The organism is Bordetella genomosp. 7, assembly GCF_002261265.1.
In the GTDB taxonomy this organism is placed as follows: domain Bacteria; phylum Pseudomonadota; class Gammaproteobacteria; order Burkholderiales; family Burkholderiaceae_B; genus Bordetella_A.
In genome coordinates this window covers 458,090-474,611 of the sequence record NZ_NEVK01000003.1, presented here as the reverse complement: position 1 = coordinate 474,611, position 16,522 = coordinate 458,090, and the positions used below count along the sequence as shown (strand labels likewise).

The following is a 16,522-nucleotide window of genomic DNA, read 5'->3' as shown; positions in this document are numbered from 1 at the left end:
CCGGTGCCGTGAAAATGGATGACGTTATCCTGGAGACAAAAGGCCTTACCAAGGAATTTCTCGGCTTTGTCGCCGTCAATGATGTCAATCTACGCGTCAGGCGCGGCCAGATTCACGCGCTGATCGGCCCCAACGGCGCCGGCAAGACCACGTGTTTCAACTTGCTCACGAAGTTCCTGGCGCCCACGTCGGGCCAGATCTTCTTCAACGGCCACGACATCACCCGCGAACGTCCTGCGCAGATCGCGCGGCGCGGCATCATCCGCTCGTTCCAGATCTCGGCGGTGTTCCCGCACCTGACCGTACTGGAAAATGTACGCATCGGCCTGCAGCGCAAGACAGGCCAGTCGTTCCACTTCTGGCGCAGCGAAAAAGGCCTGTCCAGGCTCAACCCCAAAGCGCTGGAACTGCTGGAACTGGTCGACCTGGGCGGCTTTGCCGACGAGGTCACCATCAACCTTCCGTACGGGCGCAAGCGCGCCCTTGAAATCGCCACGACGCTGGCCATGGAACCCGAGCTGATGCTGCTCGACGAACCCACGCAGGGCATGGGCCACGAAGACGTCGATCGCGTCACGCAGTTGATCAAGCGCGTCAGCCAGGGCCGCACCATCCTGATGGTTGAACACAATATGAATGTCGTGTCGTCTATCGCCGATACCATCACCGTGCTGGCGCGCGGCGCGGTGCTGGCGGAAGGCACTTATGCCGAAGTGTCGCGCCATCCTGCCGTCATGCAGGCCTACATGGGCACGACTGAAGGGGAACTGGAAGGAGCGCACGCATGAGCACTCCCGCCCTCGAAATTTCGGGCCTGCAGGCCTGGTACGGAGAATCGCATATCCTGCACGGCGTGGACATGACCGTCAGCCAGGGCGAGGTCGTCACGCTGCTCGGCCGTAACGGCGCGGGGCGCACCACCACGTTGCGCGCCGTGCTGGGCCTGACCGGCACGCGCAAGGGCTCGGTGCGCATCCATGGCACCGAGGCGATCGGCCTGCCCACCTTCAGAATCGCGCATCTGGGCGTGGGCTATTGCCCCGAAGAACGCGGCATTTTCGCGAGCCTGTCGTGCGAAGAAAACCTGCTGCTGCCGCCGGCCGTGGGCGGAGCACTGGGTGGCGGCATGTCGCTGGCCGAAATCTACGACATGTTCCCCAACCTGCACGAACGCCGCAACTCGCCCGGCACACGCCTGTCGGGCGGCGAACAGCAGATGCTGGCGGTGGCGCGCATCCTGCGCACCGGCGCCAACCTGTTGCTGCTGGACGAAATATCCGAAGGCCTGGCGCCAGTCATCGTGCAGGCGCTGGCGCGCATGATCACAACACTGAAACAGCGCGGCTATACCATCGTCATGGTCGAGCAGAACTTCCGCTTCGCCGCGCCATTGTCTGACCGCTTCTACGTCATGGAACACGGCCAGATCGTCGAGCACTTCAAGGCCGACGAGCTTCAACAGAAACAGGACACGCTCAACGAACTGTTGGGCGTCTAGAAAGCCTGTCATCCGCCGCCTTCGCGGCCCCCCAAAGAGAGAAGCAAAGGAGTCATCCCATGAAGCTGCATCACATTCCTGCCGCACTGGCCCTGGCCGGCCTGGGATTTGCAGGGCTACCCGCCCAGGCGCAAGGCATCTCCGGCGATGTCATCCGCATCGGTTTCATTACAGACATGTCCGGCGTGTATTCCGATATCGACGGGCCTGCCGGAGTGGAAGCGATCCGCATGGCAATAGCCGATGCGGGCGGCGAAATCAATGGCAAGAAGATCGAGCTTGTCACCGCCGACCACCAGAACAAGGCCGACATTGCTTCCAGCCGTGCCCGCGAATGGTTCGACCAGGAAGGCCTGGACCTGCTGGTGGGCGGCACCAACTCGGCCACCAACCTCGCCATGGCGGCGGTCGCGGCCGAAAAGAAAAGACCCTTCATCTCCATCGGCGCGGGCGCGTCGGACCTGACCAATGCCCAATGCACGCCCTACACGGTGCACTATGCCTATGACACCGTGGCGCTGGCGCGCGGCACCGGCTCGGCGGTGGTGAAAGACGGCGGCAAGACCTGGTTCTTCCTGACGGCCGACTACGCCTTCGGCCACGCGCTGGAGCGGGACACCATCGCCGTGGTCAAGAAAGCCGGCGGGGAAGTCAAGGGTACGGTGCGCGCGCCGCTGGCGACGTCCGATTTTTCGTCGTTCCTGCTGCAGGCGCAGGCCTCCGGCGCGCAGATCCTGGGCCTGGCCAACGCCGGCGGCGACACGATCAACTCCATCAAGGCCGCCAACGAATTCGGCGTCACGCAGACCATGAAGATGGCCGGGCTGCTCATCTTCATCAACGACATCCATTCGCTGGGCCTGCAGGCTACGCAGAACATGTACCTGACCGACAGCTGGTACTGGAACCAGAGCCCGGAAGCGCGCGCCTGGAGCGAAAAATTCGAAGCCAAAGTCAAGCGCAAGCCGTCCAGCCTGCAGGCTGCCGACTATTCTGCCGTGGCGTTCTACCTGAACGGCGTGAAGGCTACCGGCACCGACGATGGCGATGCGCTCATGAAATGGATGAAGTCGAACAAGATCAACGACTTCTACGCCAAAGACGGCTACATCCGCCCCGATGGCCGCATGGTGCATGAAATGTACCTGATGCAGGTGAAGACTCCGCAGGAGTCCAAGGGCCCCTGGGACTACTACAAGGTCGTGGCCAAGCTGCCGGGCGAAGACGTGTTCACCCAGCCGGAAGAGTCCACCTGCAAGCTCATCAAGAAGTAATCCGCTTCACGACCTGCGGCGCGCCCGGGCCCATCAGGCCGGGCGCCGCCGCGAGAGACACGCCTCTACCCGAACGCGCAGGATTCTTTCAACATGACTCTCTTATTTGGCATACCCATACAGGCCTTGCTCGGGCAGCTGCTGCTCGGGCTGGTCAATGGGTCGTTCTACGCCATGCTTTCGCTGGGTCTGGCGGTTATCTTCGGACTGCTGAACGTCATCAATTTCGCCCATGGCTCGTTGTACATGCTGGGCGCGTTCGTGGCCTGGATGGGGCTGTCGTACCTGGGACTGAACTATTGGGTGATGCTGATCCTGGCTCCACTGGTGGTGGGCCTGTTCGGCATCATCATCGAGAAGCTGCTGCTGCGGCACCTGTACAAGCTCGACCATTTATACGGCCTGCTGCTGACCTTCGGGCTGACGCTGCTGATCGAGGGCCTGTTCCGCAGCGTGTATGGCGTATCGGGGCAACCGTATCCCACCCCCGACGCACTGCGCGGCGCAACCAACCTGGGCTTCATGATCCTGCCCAACTACCGCGCCTGGGTGGTGGTGGCTTCCATCACCGTGTGCCTGGCCACCTGGTTCATCATCGAGCGCACGCGCCTGGGCGCCCTGCTGCGGGCGGGCACCGAAAACCCGCGGCTGGTCGAAGCCTTCGGCGTGAACGTTCCTCGCATGGTGACCCTGACCTATGGCTTCGGGGTGGCGCTGGCCGGCTTTGCCGGCGTGCTTGCCGCGCCCGTTCTGCAGATTTCGCCGCTGATGGGCTCGAACCTGATCATCGTGGTGTTTGCCGTGGTGGTGATCGGCGGCATGGGGTCGATCCTGGGGGCCATCCTGACCGGCCTGGGCTTGGGCGTCATTGAAGGGCTGACCAAGGTGTTCTGGCCAGAGGCGTCCAGCACCGTCGTCTTCATCATCATGGCCATCGTGCTGTTGCTGCGCCCCGCCGGACTCTTCGGGAAAGTGAAATGAATCGACAACTGCTCGGCTACACGGCGGCGGCCATTATCGTGGCCCTGCTGCCGTACTTGGGCGTGTACCCCATCTTCGCCATGAAGGTCATGTGCTACGCCCTTTTTGCGTGCGCCTTCAACCTGCTGCTGGGCTTTACCGGCCTGCTGTCGTTCGGGCACGCGGCGTTCCTGGGCAGCGCCGCCTACGCCACCGGCCACGCGCTCAAGATATGGGGGTTTCCCACCGAGCTGGGCCTGCTGTTCGGCGCCGCGGTCGCCGCCGCGCTGGGCTTCGTGATGGGGCTGCTGGCCATACGCCGCAGCGGCATCTACTTCGCCATGATCACGCTGGCGCTGGCGCAGATGGTGTTTTTCTTTTTCCTGCAGGCGCCCTTCACCGGCGGCGAAGATGGCCTGCAGCGCGTGCCGCGCGGCACCCTGTTCGGCGTCATCGATCTGCGCGACGACCTGAATCTGTACTACCTGGTCATGGCGCTGTTTGCCATCGGCTTCTTCATTATCTGGCGCACGGTGAATTCGCCGTTCGGCCAGGTATTGAAGGCGTTGCGCGAGAACGAACCCCGCGCCCTGTCGCTGGGTTACGACGTCGACCGCTTCAAGCTGATGGCTTTCGTGCTGTCGGCTGCCATCGCGGGGCTGGCGGGCTCGGCCAAGACGCTGGTGTTCGTGTCGGCCACGCTGTCGGACGCCACCTGGCAGATGTCCGGCCTGGTGATCCTGATGACCCTGATCGGCGGCATGGGAACGCTGGTGGGCCCGATACTCGGCGCGTTCATTGTGGTGCTGCTTGAAAACAAAGTGGGCGATTTCGGCCGCTTCATGGCCGAACTTACCGGCAACAGCTGGTTCCTGCGCCTGGGAGAATCGGTCACCATCGTCATCGGCCTGATCTTCATCATCTGCGTGCTGGCTTTCCGCCGCGGCATCGTGGGCGAGTGGCAGGCATATCTGGCGCGGCGCCGCGCCAGGCCGCAGGCCGGCGCGGCCTAGCGGCGCCGCGCTCGCCGACGCCGCCAACGCGCAAGTTGGCGGCGTTCATCCAGCGACGAAAACACCAGCGCCAGAGCGATGCCCAGCACGGCGCCCACCATCGTGTCCAGCACGCGCTCCACAGGCATGTCGGCATGCGCCACCGGCGAGGCCAGGTGAGTCATCAACAATGCCATCGGCGTCACCGTGATCTGCCCCAGCGCATAGTTGAAGCCGATGATGACCTCGGTGACGAACTGGAACACCACAATGGCCAGCACCACCGCCCAGAACGGCGGCTGCTGCGCCAGAATCGCCCATACGATGCAGGCGCCCACCACCGTGCCGGCCATGCGCTGCAGCGCGCGGTTCATGGTGATGTGCAGGTGGCCGCCCTGCATGACTGCGACGGCGCCTATGGCAGCCCACGCGGGGTAGTTCCACCCGGCCGCATGGGCAACAAACGCCGCGGCGCCCGCCCCGATGGTGATGCGCCCCGCCGCGGCCAGCTCGTATGCCAGCGGCGCGGCGGCGGTAGGCGGCGCGCCGTCTGCGTCGCCGGGCCGCAACCTGTCGGTCAGCGCGCACACCATCCAGGCCAGCAACGCGCCCCAGGCGGCGCCCAGCGTGCGCGCCCCCACCTCCTGCCAGCTGCCTGCCGGCGCCAGCACAGCGCCGATGGCGAATACGAAGATGACGGCGCCCGGGCCGCCGAGCGCCCAGCGCGACACGGCCAGCGATACGGCTCCGGCCATTATGGCAAGCACCAGGATCAACTGCTCAGGCGTCGCGCCGGCCAGCGAGGCCAGCGAGGGCAGCAGCACGCACGCCGTCAGCAACGTTCCGCACACCAGCACAATCCGGCGGCGGCGATGCAGTGTGGCGTAGCGCCCGAACAGCGCCGCCAGCGCGCCCAGCGCCGGAAAGCCCACCAGATGCGGCCAGGGCGACAGGTGCGTGGTGGCGAGCGCCAGCAGCACGGCCACGGCGGCCTGCATGCCGGCAATGACGGCCGTGCGCGGCGATGGCGGCGCGGTCAGCGCCAGGCTGTCGCGCAGCTGGCCGGCATGCAGCAGGTGGCGCGCTGACGCGCGGCGCGAGGTCAGCCGCGCGGCGCTTCGCCCGGCGCGGCGACGCGGCCGCGTCCTGCTCGCCTGTGGAAACAATCTGCGGGGCATGGGAAAAAAATGGGGGCTTTGTCTTTATGATACTGGATGGCTCGCGGCGCCCTGGCCCGCCCCTTCCACTGTTACGGAGACTGCCGATGCATAAGAAGCAACCCCTCTTGCGAGTCCTGTCGGCCCTGGTCGCCGCCACTGCGCTGTGGTGCATGTCGCCCGCCGGCGCGGCCGCCGCCGCGCAATGCGAAGTCGACACCCCGGTACGCTTCAGCGGCCTGAACTGGGAATCCAACCTGGTACTGGCCGGCATCGAGCGCTTCATCGTCGAGCATGGGTACGGCTGCGACACCTCCGTCGAAATCGGCGAAACGCTCGCCATGCTGGCGGCGCTGCAACGGGGCGACATGGAAGTCACGCCCGAGGTCTGGCCGGGGCAGATCGAAGTGGCCTGGGAAAAAGCCTTGAAATCGGGCAAGGTCCTCGCGGCCGGGCATGTATTCGACGCGGGAGAAGGCTGGTATATCCCCCGCTACACGGCCGAGCGCCACCCCGACCTGAAAACCGCCGCCGACCTGAAGCGCTACGCGAGAACATTCGCCGACCCTGAAGATCCCGCGCGCGGTCGCATCTATGGGTGTCCGGCCGGATGGGCGTGCGGCACCCTCAATGCCAACCTGCTGAAAGCGCTGCAGCTGGAAGGCGAATACACCATGTTCGCCCCCGGCTCGGGCGCCGCGCAGAAGGCTGCCATCGTGTCGGCCTACAAACGCAAGCGCGACATCGTTTTTTATTACTGGACCCCCACCGCGCTGGTGGGCTCGCTGGATCTGGTCAAGCTCGAACTGCCGCCCTACGACGCGGCGGCGTACCGGTGCATGACCGACCCGCAATGCGCGAACCCGGTGCCTACCGAATTCAAGTCCAATAAGGTGGTCACGGGCCTGAACGCCGATTTCGCCAAACGGGCCCCGCGGCTGCACGCCTTCTTCGAAAAACTCAGCGTGCCGGACGCCGCCATCGACGACACACTGGGATGGCTGGAAAACCAGGGCGCCGAGCCCGAGGACGCGGCCCTGTACTTTCTGCGCAAGTATCCCGATGTGTGGCAGAAATGGGTGCCCACCGATGTCGCCGAGCGGGTGCAGGCCAAGTTGTAAGCCGGCCGGGTGTATGCTCGGGCGGCAAGCGCGCCCGCCGGCGCCCGTACAGACTCAAGGAATTTCTACATGGATGCACTCTACTGGTACGACGGCCACTGGACCACGGAAAACCCCAAGCTGCTGGGGCCGGCCGACCACGCGTTCTGGATGGCCAACATGGTGTTCGATGGTGCGCGCGCCTTCGACGGCCTGACCCCCGACCTCGATCTGCACTGCCAGCGCGTCGTGCGCTCGGCGCAGAAGATGCTGATGCAGCCGCAACTGGGCTGGGAAACGATCTACGACCTGTGCCTGCAGGCGGTGGCGCGCTTTCCGGCTGGCGAGGCGCTGTACATCAAGCCGATGTTCTTCTGCGCCGACGGCTTCCTGCTGCCCGATGCCGAGAAAACGCAATTCGTGCTGCACGTGTTCAAGGTACCCATGCCCGGCGACCAGGGGTTCTCGGCGTGCTTCTCCAGCTTTGCCCGCGCCTGGTCGAACATGGCCCCCACCGACGCCAAGGCGTCGTGCCTGTACCCCAACGGTCAGCGCGCCATCCGCGAGGCCGCAGCCAAGGGGTACGACAACGCCATCATGCTGGACGGCGACGGACATATCGCCGAGTTCGCCACCGCCAATCTCTGGATCGCCAGGGACGGCGTCGTGTCCACTCCTGCCGACAACGGCACCTTCCTGAACGGCATTACCCGCCAGCGCGTGCTGCAACTGCTGCGCGCAGACGGAGTGAACGTGCAAGAACGTGCGCTGACGCGCGCCGACGTCGAACAAGCCGACGAAGTCTTTTCGACCGGCAACTATGGCAAGGTAGTGCACGTAAACCGCGTGGAAGACCGCGAATTGCGGTATGGCCCGATGGCCCGGCGGGCGCACCGGCTGTACATGGAATTCGCGCGCGGAGGAAAGTAGGCGCACCGCCCAGGTGTCTGACACCTTCGTGAAGTGACCCCACAAAGTTGGACGGTTTTGACCGTTATGTGGCCAGGAGCTGAGTTCTGTATTGCACGGGGCTCAGCCCGTTGAGTTTAAGCTTGATGCGCTCGTGATTGTAGTAATGGATATATCGGGCGATTCCGTCCTTTAGCTGCTCAATGGTCTGGAAGGTGCTCAGGTGGTAGAACTCGGCCTTGAGAGTGCCGAAGAAGCTCTCGATGGCCGCATTGTCCAGGCAGTTGCCTCGTCGTGACATGCTAGGGGTCACGCCGTGTTGCGCCAACAGTTCGCGGTAGGCGGGCATCTGGTACTGCCAGCCCTGATCCGAGTGCAGGATGGGACGCTCGGACGGGCCCAGCCGCGTGCAAGCCTGTTTGAGCATGTTGGCAACCATGGCAAAGCTTGGCCGGGTGGCCATTTCGTAGGCAAGGATCTCGCCGTTACAAAGGTCCATCACCGGCGAGAGATACAGCTTCTGCGCGCCGACTTTGAACTCGGTCACATCGGTGGCCCACTTCTTGTTCGGCTGCGCGGCCTGGAATTGGCGTTGCAGCACATTGGGGGCAAGCTGGTTGAGTGCGCCACGATAAGAGCGATATTTCTTGACCCGCACGCAAGACTTCAACCGCAGCAAGCCCATCAAGCGCTGCACGGTCTTGTGATTAACCGGCCAGCCTTGCTGGCGCACGACTTCGGTGATGCGCCGATAGCCATAGCGTCCTTGGTGCTGTTCAAAAATGGCGCAAATCCGGGCCTTCAACGACGCATACTTGTCACCGGCTTGCCCGGCCCGCCACTGGTAATAAAAGGTGCTGCGCGGCAGGCCTGCCACCGACAACAGGTCGGCCAGGGGAAAGTGTTGCCTTAGTTCAAGCACTATTTGCGCTTTTTCTGCTGCGCCGATTTCTGTTTGGCTTGAACCAAGGCATCGAGCTTTTTTAGGTACGCGTTCTCCGTGCGCAAGAACTGCAGCTCCTTGAGCAGGTCTTCGCGGGTGCGTGCGGCGTCAGGCAGCGCCGGCTTCTTGGGTAAAACCATCCTGGGAGGCCCTCCTGTATATGTTCGGGCTGAACCCTGTACATCATACTGGCGCTCCCAGCGAGCGATGATATTGAAGTTACGGATGTCGAACCACGCCGCCGTCTGGCGGTACGACAGCTCATGCTGCTTCATGTGCAGCAGAACCTTCCATTTGAACGCCTCGTCATAGCGGACACGCTTGGTACGGAGGCCGGCCACACCATGGATCCGATAGGCCGCCACCCAGCGGCGCAGCGCATGTCGACTCACACCATGACGTTGCGCTACCGCCGCAATCCCGGCATTGCCCTCGCAATACTCCTGAGCCGACGCCAGTTTGACCGATTCACTGTACTTCTCCATGAAATAACCCCAAAGTTGATATCCAACTTTTGGGGGTCACTTCACTTCGGAGTCAGACACCGCTGCACCTTGCCTGACAAGCCCCCCCGACGCACCAGCCGCCAGGTGTCTGACTCCGGAGGTGTCAGACACCCCTACAGCTTGCGACAAGGCCCCCCGGCGCACCAGACACCCTGGCCGCATACCGCTACGCCCCCTTCCCCAGCCCCAAATAGCTTTCGATCACGCGCGGGTTGCCGGCGAGATCGCGGGCGGAGCCGTGCAGGATGACTTCGCCGGTTTCCAGTACGTACCCGTAATCGGCCACCTGCAGCGCGGCGCGGGCGTTCTGCTCCACGAGCAGGATCGCGACGCCTGTTTCACGCAACCGCGCGATGATATGGAAGATCTCGCGCACGATGCGCGGCGCCAGCCCCAGGCTGGGTTCGTCCAGCATCAACAGGCGCGGCTTGGCCATCAGGGCCCGCCCCACCGCCAGCATCTGCCGCTCGCCGCCAGACAGCGTACCGGCCTCCTGGCGGCGTCGCTCGCGCAGGCGCGGAAACAGCTCGAACACTTCATCCAGCGTATCGCGCCAGCCGGCTTCGCGGGCTCGGTAGCGGCGAAAACCGCCCAGCAGCAGGTTGTCTTCCACCGACATACTGCCGAACAACTCGCGCCGTTCCGGCACCAGCGACATGCCGGCGGCCACGCGCCGCTCTACGCTCCAGCCCGACACATCAGTGCCCGCGTACTGTACAGCGCCGGTGGTATGCCCGCTGCTCGGCAACGAACCCATTACCGCGTTCAACATGGTGGACTTGCCCGCGCCATTGGCGCCGATCACGGTCACGATACTGCCGGGGGCCACGGCAAGCGTGGCCTCGCTCAACGCACCGACTTTGCCATAACGGGCGCACAGGCCGCGCACATCGAGAATGGGGTCTGCTGTCATTGCGCCCCCTCGCTGGTCGAGGCCGCGGCGACTTCGGGCAGGTCGTCGTCGATGCCGCCCAGGTAGGCCTCCAGCACGGCCGGGTTCTGCTGTACCTCGGCCGGCACGCCCTCGGCGAGCTTGGTGCCGAAATCCATCACCACCAGATGGTTGGTAAGCCGCATTACAAAGTCCATATCGTGCTCCACCAGCAGAATGCTCATGCCCTCGTCGCGCAACTGCTGCAGCACCTGCCCGAGCTCCTGCTTTTCTTTGTACCGCAAGCCTGCCGCCGGTTCGTCCAGCAGCAGCAACACCGGATCGCTGGCCAGCGCGCGCGCGATTTCCAGAATGCGCTGCTGGCCCAGGGCCAGGTTGCCCGCCTGCTCGTACAGATAATCACCCAGGCCCACGCGCTTGAGCTGCGTCGCGGCCTCGTGCAGCAGCCGGGCCTCGTGGGCGCGTTCGCTGTGCAGGGCGCCGGCCATCACGCCCACTTCCGCGCGCATGTGCGCCCCCAGCGCTACGTTTTCCAGCACCGACATGCCGGGCAGCAGCTGCACGTGCTGGAAGGTGCGGCCCACCCCGCGACGGGCGATCTCGCGCGCAGCCAGGCCGTCGATGCGTTCGCCCAGAAAGCGCACCTGGCCGCGCGTGGCCGGCAGCACGCCGCTGATCAGGTTGAACGTGGTGCTCTTGCCGGCGCCGTTGGGGCCGATCAGGCCGACTATCTCGCCCGCGCGCACCTTGAACGAAATATCGTTCACCGCCACCAGTCCGCCAAACTCTTTGCGGATGCTGTCGACCTCCAGCACTAACGCGCCTGCTTGCGGTCGTTCGCGCTGCGGCAGCACGGGCGCGGCCGGGGGCGGCGCCAGGTTGCGACGCGAGGCCGCGCCTCCGGTCAGGCGGGCCCAGCCGGCCGACAGCATGGGCCACAGGCCATTGGCGGCGTACTGCAACATCAAAATAAGCAGCACGCCGAACACGATCAGCTCGAAGTTCGCATTGGTGTTCAGCAACGCGGGCAGCAGACTCTGCAATTGGTCTTTCAGGCCCAGGATCACGGCCGCCCCCACCACGGCGCCCCACACGTGGCCGGCGCCGCCCACCACTGCCATGAACAGGTACTCGATGCCGTAGTTCAGGCCGAACGGGCTGGGGCTGACGGCGCGCTGCATGTGCGCATAGATCCAGCCCGACAGGCATGCCAGCAGCGCCGCCCATACGAAGATCACGACTTTATAGGTGGCAGTGTTCACGCCCATCGACTCGGCCATGCCGGCCCCGCTCTTGAGCGCGCGGATGGCGCGGCCCGGACGCGAATTGAGCAGGTTGCTGGTGGCCCAGAGCGCCAGGAGCAGGCATATCCAGATCAGGTAATAGATGTTGCGCCCGCTGGCCAGCGAATAACCGAACACGCTGATCGGCTCCAGGCCGGCAATGCCGTCGTGCTTGCCCAGCCAGTCCAGGTTGCCGAACAGGAAATACAGCGACAGCCCCCAGGCAATGGTGCCCAGCGGCAGATAGTGCCCCGACAGGCGCAGCGTGATGACGCCCAGCAGGTAGGCCACGACGGCCGTCAGCAGCAGCCCCACCGGCAGCGCCAGCCAGGGCGATGTGTCGTAGTGGCTGGTGAGCACCGCGGTGGTGTAGGCGCCCAGGCCCACGAACGCCGCCTGGCCGAACGAAGTCAGGCCGCCCACGCCGGTCAGCAATACCAGGCCCAGCGCCACGAGCGCGGCCAGGCCGATGTAGTTGAGCTGCGTGATCCAGAACTCGGGCGTGGCCGGAAACATCGGCAGCGCGGCCAGCAGGACGACGAATGCAACAAGCAGAATACGGTTCATGACGCTTATTCCTCGTCATCCGAATGATGGCTGCCGAATGAACGCCACACGAGAACCGGGATGATCAGCGTAAACACGATCACTTCCTTGTAGGCGCTGGCCCAGAAAGACGAAAAGGCTTCCAGCACGCCAACCAGCACGGCTCCCAGCGCGGCCACCGGGTAGCTCGCCAGCCCACCGATGATGGCGCCCACGAACCCCTTCAGGCCGATGAGAAAGCCGGTGTCGTAATAAACGGTGGTAATGGGCGCGATCAACATGCCCGACATCGCGCCTATGCCGACGGCCAGGGTAAAGGTCAGGCTGCCGGACATGCTGGTGCTGATGCCCATCAGGCGCGCGCCGCGCCGGTTGACGGCGGTGGCGCGCAACGCCCGTCCGTACAGCGTCTTGTCGAAAAACAGCCACAGCGCCAGGATCAGCAGCACGCAGGTGCCCACCACGAACAGGCTCTGCGCCGACCAGGTTGCGGGCCCCAGGTTGAACTGGCCGCTGACGAAGGCCGGCGTGCGCCAGCCCTCCGCGCCGAAGAACACCAGCGCAAGGCCGGTCAGCGCGAAGTGCACGGCCACCGAAACGATCAGCAGCACCAGCACCGTCGCCTCGGCCAGGGGCTGGTACACAATGCGATACACCATCGGCCCCATCGGGATAATGAGCGCCAGGGTCAGCAGCATGTTCAGCCACAACGAATTGCCCTCGGCAACGTAAGCCGAAGTCAGCCACAACAGCGCCAGCGGCAGGGCCACGCAACTGAGCAGCACCTTGGGCAGCGCGGCCCACGACCCCGTGCGCACCGCACGCACCAGCTCCAGCAGCAACACGATGCCGCCCATCAGGGGCAGCAAGTACGCAGTGCCCGGCATGCGGCCATTGACCAGCATGGCAAGCGTCAGCGCTCCGAACGCGACAAATTCGCCCTGCGGAATGAAGATGACGCGGGTAACGGTAAATACCAACACCAGGGCCATGCCCAACAGGGCATAGATGGCGCCGTTGACGATGCCGTCCTGCAGCAGGATGAGCGCTATCGTGAAATCCATCGAACCACTACCTTAAGGAGGCCTGGGCATCGCCGGTGGGCGCGGCCGGCTGTCCTGCGAATGCGACACACCGGCCAGGCGGCCGGTGCGTGGAGAAACCGGCGGGCTGCACAGCCGCGCCGGCAGTTTGAATTACAGCTCGGGCTGATACACCCACTTGCCATTTTCGACCTTGACCATGACGCGCGAACGTTCGTCCAGGCCGGCGTGGTCGGTGGCGCTCATGTTGAATACGCCTTGCGATGCGGCCAGGTCCTTGACGCCTTCGATCGCGTCGCGCATGGCCGCGCGGAATTCCGGCGTGCCGGGCTTGGCGCCCGTCTTGAGCGCCACGGGCACGGCGGCAACGATCAACTGGCCGGCATCCCACATGTGGCCGCCGAAGGTGTTGGTGGAGCCGTCTCCGTGCTTGGCCTCGTAGGCCTTGGTGTATTGCAGCGCGGACTGCTTCACCGGGTTGCTGTCGGGCAGCTGGGCGGCAACCAGCAGCGGCCCGGCCGGCAGCAGCATACCTTCGCAGTCCTTGCCGCAAACACGCAGCACGTCGTTATTGGCCGCACCGTGGGTCTGGTAGATGGTGCCCTGGTAATTGCGGGCCCGCAGTTCTTTCTGCGGCAGGGCCGACGGCGTGCCGGCGCCGGCGATCAGAATCGCGTCGGGCTTGGCGCTTACCAGCTTGAGCACTTGCCCGGTCACGCTGGTGTCCGTGCGGCCGTATTTTTCCACCGCGGTGATCTCGATGCCCTTGCCCTTGACGGCATCGCGCATGACGGCCAGCCAGCTGTCGCCGTACGCGTCGGCAAACCCGATGAAACCCAGCGTCTTGACCTTGGCCTTGGCCATGGCGTCGGCCAGCGCGCTGGCCATCAGCGCATCATTCTGCGGGGTCTTGAACACCCAGCGGCGCTTGTCGTCGACGGGCTCCACGATCTTGGCGCTGGCCGCCACGCTGATCATCGGCACTTTGGCTTCGGCCGCGACGTCCACCATGGCAAGAGACCCGGGCGTGATAGAGGTGCCTACCAGCACGTCGACCTTGTCTTCGGTGACCAGCTTGCGCGAGTTCTTCACCGCCTGGGTGGTATCCGTGGCGTCATCGAGCACGATCCATTCGATTTTCTGGCTGGCCGCTTCGGAAGGAAGCAGGGCGACGGTGTTGCGCTCGGGAATGCCCAGCGAAGCGGCGGGGCCGGTGCTGGCAATGGTGATCCCCACCTTTACTTGCGCGCTGGCCAGCAGCGGCAGGCTCAGGGCAACGGCCGCAGCGGCCATGGACAAGCCGAAATGCTTGCGCGTCATAGTGTTGTCTCCTGTGTGGACTCTTGTTGTGCCCCCCCGGCGGGAGGGTCGAGCCCGGTTGAACGTCATACAGAAAATCGGATATTAGGCGTTGAAGTGTATCAAATACACCCTAAATAAAACCCCGTAACTTCCCTAGTTTGTCGCGCAAAAATCAAATGCATTCGACAATAACAAATCTTGCCGAACTTGATCAGGAGCGTCATTAAGGGGATTCCCGAAGCACCGGCCACACCCTTTCCACCCGCCACGCCACCCAGGAAGCGACGGCCGCCTTGAGCAGGTCGCCCGGCACGAACGCAACCACGGCCAGCGCCGCCTTGTTCAATGGCATCTGTGTCACGGCCGCCAGCCATGGCACGCCCACCGCGTAGACCACCGCAATACCGCCCGCCACGCAGGCAAGAAAGTAGCCCGCCACCGCGGCCGCGGGGCGCCCCGCCCGCACGGCATGACTGGCCAGCCAGCCGGTCACGCAGGCTCCCGCCGCCATGCCGACCAGAAAGCCGCCCGTGGGCCCCAGGAAGACGCCCAGCCCGCCCCGGCCGCCGGGCAGCACAGGCAGGCCGATGGCGGCAAGCGCCAGATACAGCAGGCAGGCCAGGCCGCCGCGCACCGGCCCGAGCATGGCGCCGGCCAGCATGGTGCCCAGTGTCTGCAGCGTGACGGGCACCGGAATCGCCGGCAGCGGAATAGGCGGCATCAGGCTCAGCACCACGATCAGCGCCGCAAACAGGGCGATCAGCACGAGGTCTCGGGTTTTCATGGGAATCCCTGGCAAGATAAAAAAAGCGCGGCTAGCCGCGCGCGTCAATGGCCTGCGCCACCTGGTCGGCGCGCTTGAGCGTACGCACGATCAGCGGCACGAGCAAGGCCAGCGGATGCCGGTCCAGGCCGCGCGCCGCCTGGGCTTCGCGAATTTCCAGATAATGCCGCCAGATCTCGGGCACAAAGCGCAGGGCCAGCGCGAGCGCCAGGGCCACTTTGCCGGCGTCGAGCAGCCCGCGGCGTTCCAGGGGCAGCAGCGCTTTCTCGCATACCGCCACCAGCTCGGACGTGCGGGTCGAGAACGTCACCGCCAGCGCCAGCCCCACCAGCGCGCACAGGCGCAACAGGATCTCGGCGGCGGCCAGCCAGCCCTGGAACCAGGCGGCGAACGCGCCGATGGCTGCCAATATCCATACCAGTGCGCGCACCTGGCGCCACAGCGCCGCGACGCGCACCCCGGTAGACGCGGCCAGCAGCGCCGCCAGCCCCGCCGCGCCGCCCAGCCAGCGCAGGTCGTGCACAGCGAACAATGCCAGCCCGGCCGCCAGCAGCACGGCGAGCTTCAGCGCCGCCGGCAGCCGGTGCAGCAGGCTGACGCGATTGACGTACAAGGGTTCGAGCATCATGCGCAGTGCTCGCGATACCAGTGCAGCGCCGGGCCGGGCGCATCGTCGGCGGCGACCTGGCCGTCCACCACCACCAGCACACGGTCGAAATCGCGCAGCAGGTCCAGGTCGTGGCTGACCACCAGTGCCGGACGATCCAGCGCGCCGATGGCCTGCGCCACGCGGTTGCGATTGCGCAGGTCGAGCTGAGTGGTGGGCTCATCGAACACCACCAATGACGGCTCCATGACCAGCACAGACGCCAGCGCCACAAGCTGGCATTCTCCACCGGACAGGGTGTGGCTGGCGCGGTCGGCCAGATGTGCGATGCCCAGTGCGTGCAGGCAGGCTTCGATGCGGCGCCCGCATTCGGCGGCATCCAGGCGCAGCGTCTTCAGGCCGAAGGCCAGGTCTTCGCGCACGATGGGATAGACGATCTGGTTTTCGGGGTTCTGGAATACAAACCCCACCTTGCGGCGCACGGCTTTCACCTCGCGCCGGGTATCCAGGCCATCGACCAGCACGCGCCCGGAGGTGGGCAGCACCAGCCCGTTCAGCAGTTTGGCCAGGGTGCTCTTGCCCGCCCCGTTGGGGCCGACCACGCCGATGCGGCGCTGCTGCAGGGTCAGGGTGACCCCCTTCAGCGCCTGCGACTGCGGCGTGGCCACAACAGCCCGGTCAAACTCGATTAACATGGAGCGGGATTATGCCCGAACCATTTCGCGG

16 protein-coding genes are annotated in these 16,522 nt (G+C 64.9%); 7 read left to right on the top strand and 9 right to left on the bottom strand.

Annotated features, from left to right (window positions below; genetic code table 11):
- Positions 1 to 14: 14 nt before the first annotated feature.
- From CAL19_RS04625 to CAL19_RS04605, 5 genes are all read left to right on the top strand, one after another.
- Complete coding sequence (locus CAL19_RS04625) at positions 15 to 788, top strand: ABC transporter ATP-binding protein (protein WP_026640327.1); 774 nt, start codon at positions 15 to 17, stop codon at positions 786 to 788.
- Positions 785 to 1,498, top strand: a complete 714-nt coding sequence (locus CAL19_RS04620) for an ABC transporter ATP-binding protein (protein ID WP_026640326.1) — start codon at positions 785 to 787, stop codon at positions 1,496 to 1,498. The genes CAL19_RS04625 and CAL19_RS04620 overlap by 4 nt, the downstream gene beginning before the upstream one ends.
- 59 nt (positions 1,499 to 1,557) lie before the next feature.
- Positions 1,558 to 2,772 carry an ABC transporter substrate-binding protein gene (locus CAL19_RS04615; RefSeq protein WP_094796136.1) on the top strand — a complete coding sequence of 405 codons (1,215 nt, stop codon included), beginning with the start codon at positions 1,558 to 1,560 and terminating at the stop codon, positions 2,770 to 2,772.
- Positions 2,773 to 2,865: 93 nt separating this feature from the next.
- A complete protein-coding gene (locus CAL19_RS04610) occupies positions 2,866 to 3,753 on the top strand; it encodes a branched-chain amino acid ABC transporter permease (RefSeq protein WP_026640324.1) in 888 nt (295 codons plus the stop codon).
- The gene (locus CAL19_RS04605; RefSeq protein ID WP_026640323.1) at positions 3,750 to 4,745 is read left to right on the top strand and encodes a branched-chain amino acid ABC transporter permease; all 996 of its coding nucleotides are present in this window, start codon (positions 3,750 to 3,752) and stop codon (positions 4,743 to 4,745) included. The genes CAL19_RS04610 and CAL19_RS04605 overlap by 4 nt, the downstream gene beginning before the upstream one ends.
- Here CAL19_RS04605 and CAL19_RS04600 read toward each other — a convergent pair.
- Positions 4,742 to 5,902, bottom strand: coding sequence for an FUSC family protein (locus tag CAL19_RS04600; RefSeq protein ID WP_094796135.1), 1,161 nt, complete (start codon positions 5,900 to 5,902; stop codon positions 4,742 to 4,744). The two genes, CAL19_RS04605 and CAL19_RS04600, sit on opposite strands and share 4 nt — an antisense overlap.
- An 86-nt stretch (positions 5,903 to 5,988) precedes the next feature.
- On the opposite strand from CAL19_RS04600, the gene CAL19_RS04595 reads away from it, so the two are divergent.
- Together CAL19_RS04595 and CAL19_RS04590 are read left to right on the top strand one after the other, a co-directional pair.
- Positions 5,989 to 7,002 (top strand): ABC transporter substrate-binding protein, encoded by a 1,014-nt coding sequence (locus tag CAL19_RS04595; RefSeq protein ID WP_094796134.1) that lies wholly within the window; start codon positions 5,989 to 5,991, stop codon positions 7,000 to 7,002.
- 69 nt (positions 7,003 to 7,071) lie between these two features.
- Positions 7,072 to 7,911: a branched-chain amino acid aminotransferase gene (locus tag CAL19_RS04590; protein ID WP_094796133.1), complete on the top strand. Its 840-nt coding sequence runs from the start codon at positions 7,072 to 7,074 to the stop codon at positions 7,909 to 7,911.
- Between the two features lie 64 nt (positions 7,912 to 7,975).
- Here the strand turns inward: CAL19_RS04590 and CAL19_RS04585 are convergent.
- From CAL19_RS04585 to CAL19_RS04550, 8 genes are all read right to left on the bottom strand, one after another.
- A protein-coding gene (locus CAL19_RS04585) for an IS3 family transposase (RefSeq protein ID WP_094795990.1) occupies positions 7,976 to 9,318 on the bottom strand; the annotation gives its coding sequence in 2 pieces (ribosomal slippage) (positions 7,976 to 8,877 and positions 8,877 to 9,318; 1,344 coding nt in all).
- 187 nt (positions 9,319 to 9,505) lie between these two features.
- Complete coding sequence (locus CAL19_RS04580; RefSeq protein WP_026640319.1) at positions 9,506 to 10,252, bottom strand: ABC transporter ATP-binding protein; 747 nt, start codon at positions 10,250 to 10,252, stop codon at positions 9,506 to 9,508.
- Entirely contained in the window at positions 10,249 to 12,081 is a 1,833-nt protein-coding gene (locus tag CAL19_RS04575) for a branched-chain amino acid ABC transporter ATP-binding protein/permease (RefSeq protein ID WP_094796132.1), read from the bottom strand. The genes CAL19_RS04580 and CAL19_RS04575 overlap by 4 nt, the downstream gene beginning before the upstream one ends.
- A gap of 5 nt (positions 12,082 to 12,086) precedes the next feature.
- A complete protein-coding gene (locus CAL19_RS04570) occupies positions 12,087 to 13,124 on the bottom strand; it encodes a branched-chain amino acid ABC transporter permease (protein ID WP_026640318.1) in 1,038 nt (345 codons plus the stop codon).
- Positions 13,125 to 13,256: 132 nt separating this feature from the next.
- Positions 13,257 to 14,423 (bottom strand): ABC transporter substrate-binding protein, encoded by a 1,167-nt coding sequence (locus CAL19_RS04565; protein ID WP_094796131.1) that lies wholly within the window; start codon positions 14,421 to 14,423, stop codon positions 13,257 to 13,259.
- Between the two features lie 205 nt (positions 14,424 to 14,628).
- Positions 14,629 to 15,189, bottom strand: coding sequence for a biotin transporter BioY (locus CAL19_RS04560; RefSeq protein ID WP_026640316.1), 561 nt, complete (start codon positions 15,187 to 15,189; stop codon positions 14,629 to 14,631).
- A 31-nt stretch (positions 15,190 to 15,220) separates the two neighbouring features.
- Positions 15,221 to 15,814 carry an energy-coupling factor transporter transmembrane component T gene (locus CAL19_RS04555; protein ID WP_094796398.1) on the bottom strand — a complete coding sequence of 198 codons (594 nt, stop codon included), beginning with the start codon at positions 15,812 to 15,814 and terminating at the stop codon, positions 15,221 to 15,223.
- Entirely contained in the window at positions 15,814 to 16,491 is a 678-nt protein-coding gene (locus CAL19_RS04550; protein ID WP_094796130.1) for an energy-coupling factor ABC transporter ATP-binding protein, read from the bottom strand. The genes CAL19_RS04555 and CAL19_RS04550 overlap by 1 nt, the downstream gene beginning before the upstream one ends.
- Positions 16,492 to 16,522: the final 31 nt, after the last annotated feature.

Bases quoted from the DNA above. Each gene is read 5' to 3' on its own strand.
- CAL19_RS04625 (WP_026640327.1), top strand. From the start codon at position 15: ATGGATGACGTTATCCTGGAGACAAAAGGCCTTACCAAGGAATTTCTC.
- CAL19_RS04620 (WP_026640326.1), top strand. From the start codon at position 785: ATGAGCACTCCCGCCCTCGAAATTTCGGGCCTGCAGGCCTGGTACGGA.
- CAL19_RS04615 (WP_094796136.1), top strand. From the start codon at position 1,558: ATGAAGCTGCATCACATTCCTGCCGCACTGGCCCTGGCCGGCCTGGGA.
- CAL19_RS04610 (WP_026640324.1), top strand. From the start codon at position 2,866: ATGACTCTCTTATTTGGCATACCCATACAGGCCTTGCTCGGGCAGCTG.
- CAL19_RS04605 (WP_026640323.1), top strand. From the start codon at position 3,750: ATGAATCGACAACTGCTCGGCTACACGGCGGCGGCCATTATCGTGGCC.
- CAL19_RS04600 (WP_094796135.1), bottom strand. From the start codon at position 5,902: ATGCCCCGCAGATTGTTTCCACAGGCGAGCAGGACGCGGCCGCGTCGC.
- CAL19_RS04595 (WP_094796134.1), top strand. From the start codon at position 5,989: ATGCATAAGAAGCAACCCCTCTTGCGAGTCCTGTCGGCCCTGGTCGCC.
- CAL19_RS04590 (WP_094796133.1), top strand. From the start codon at position 7,072: ATGGATGCACTCTACTGGTACGACGGCCACTGGACCACGGAAAACCCC.
- CAL19_RS04580 (WP_026640319.1), bottom strand. From the start codon at position 10,252: ATGACAGCAGACCCCATTCTCGATGTGCGCGGCCTGTGCGCCCGTTAT.
- CAL19_RS04575 (WP_094796132.1), bottom strand. From the start codon at position 12,081: ATGAACCGTATTCTGCTTGTTGCATTCGTCGTCCTGCTGGCCGCGCTG.
- CAL19_RS04570 (WP_026640318.1), bottom strand. From the start codon at position 13,124: ATGGATTTCACGATAGCGCTCATCCTGCTGCAGGACGGCATCGTCAAC.
- CAL19_RS04565 (WP_094796131.1), bottom strand. From the start codon at position 14,423: ATGACGCGCAAGCATTTCGGCTTGTCCATGGCCGCTGCGGCCGTTGCC.
- CAL19_RS04560 (WP_026640316.1), bottom strand. From the start codon at position 15,189: ATGAAAACCCGAGACCTCGTGCTGATCGCCCTGTTTGCGGCGCTGATC.
- CAL19_RS04555 (WP_094796398.1), bottom strand. From the start codon at position 15,814: ATGCTCGAACCCTTGTACGTCAATCGCGTCAGCCTGCTGCACCGGCTG.
- CAL19_RS04550 (WP_094796130.1), bottom strand. From the start codon at position 16,491: ATGTTAATCGAGTTTGACCGGGCTGTTGTGGCCACGCCGCAGTCGCAG.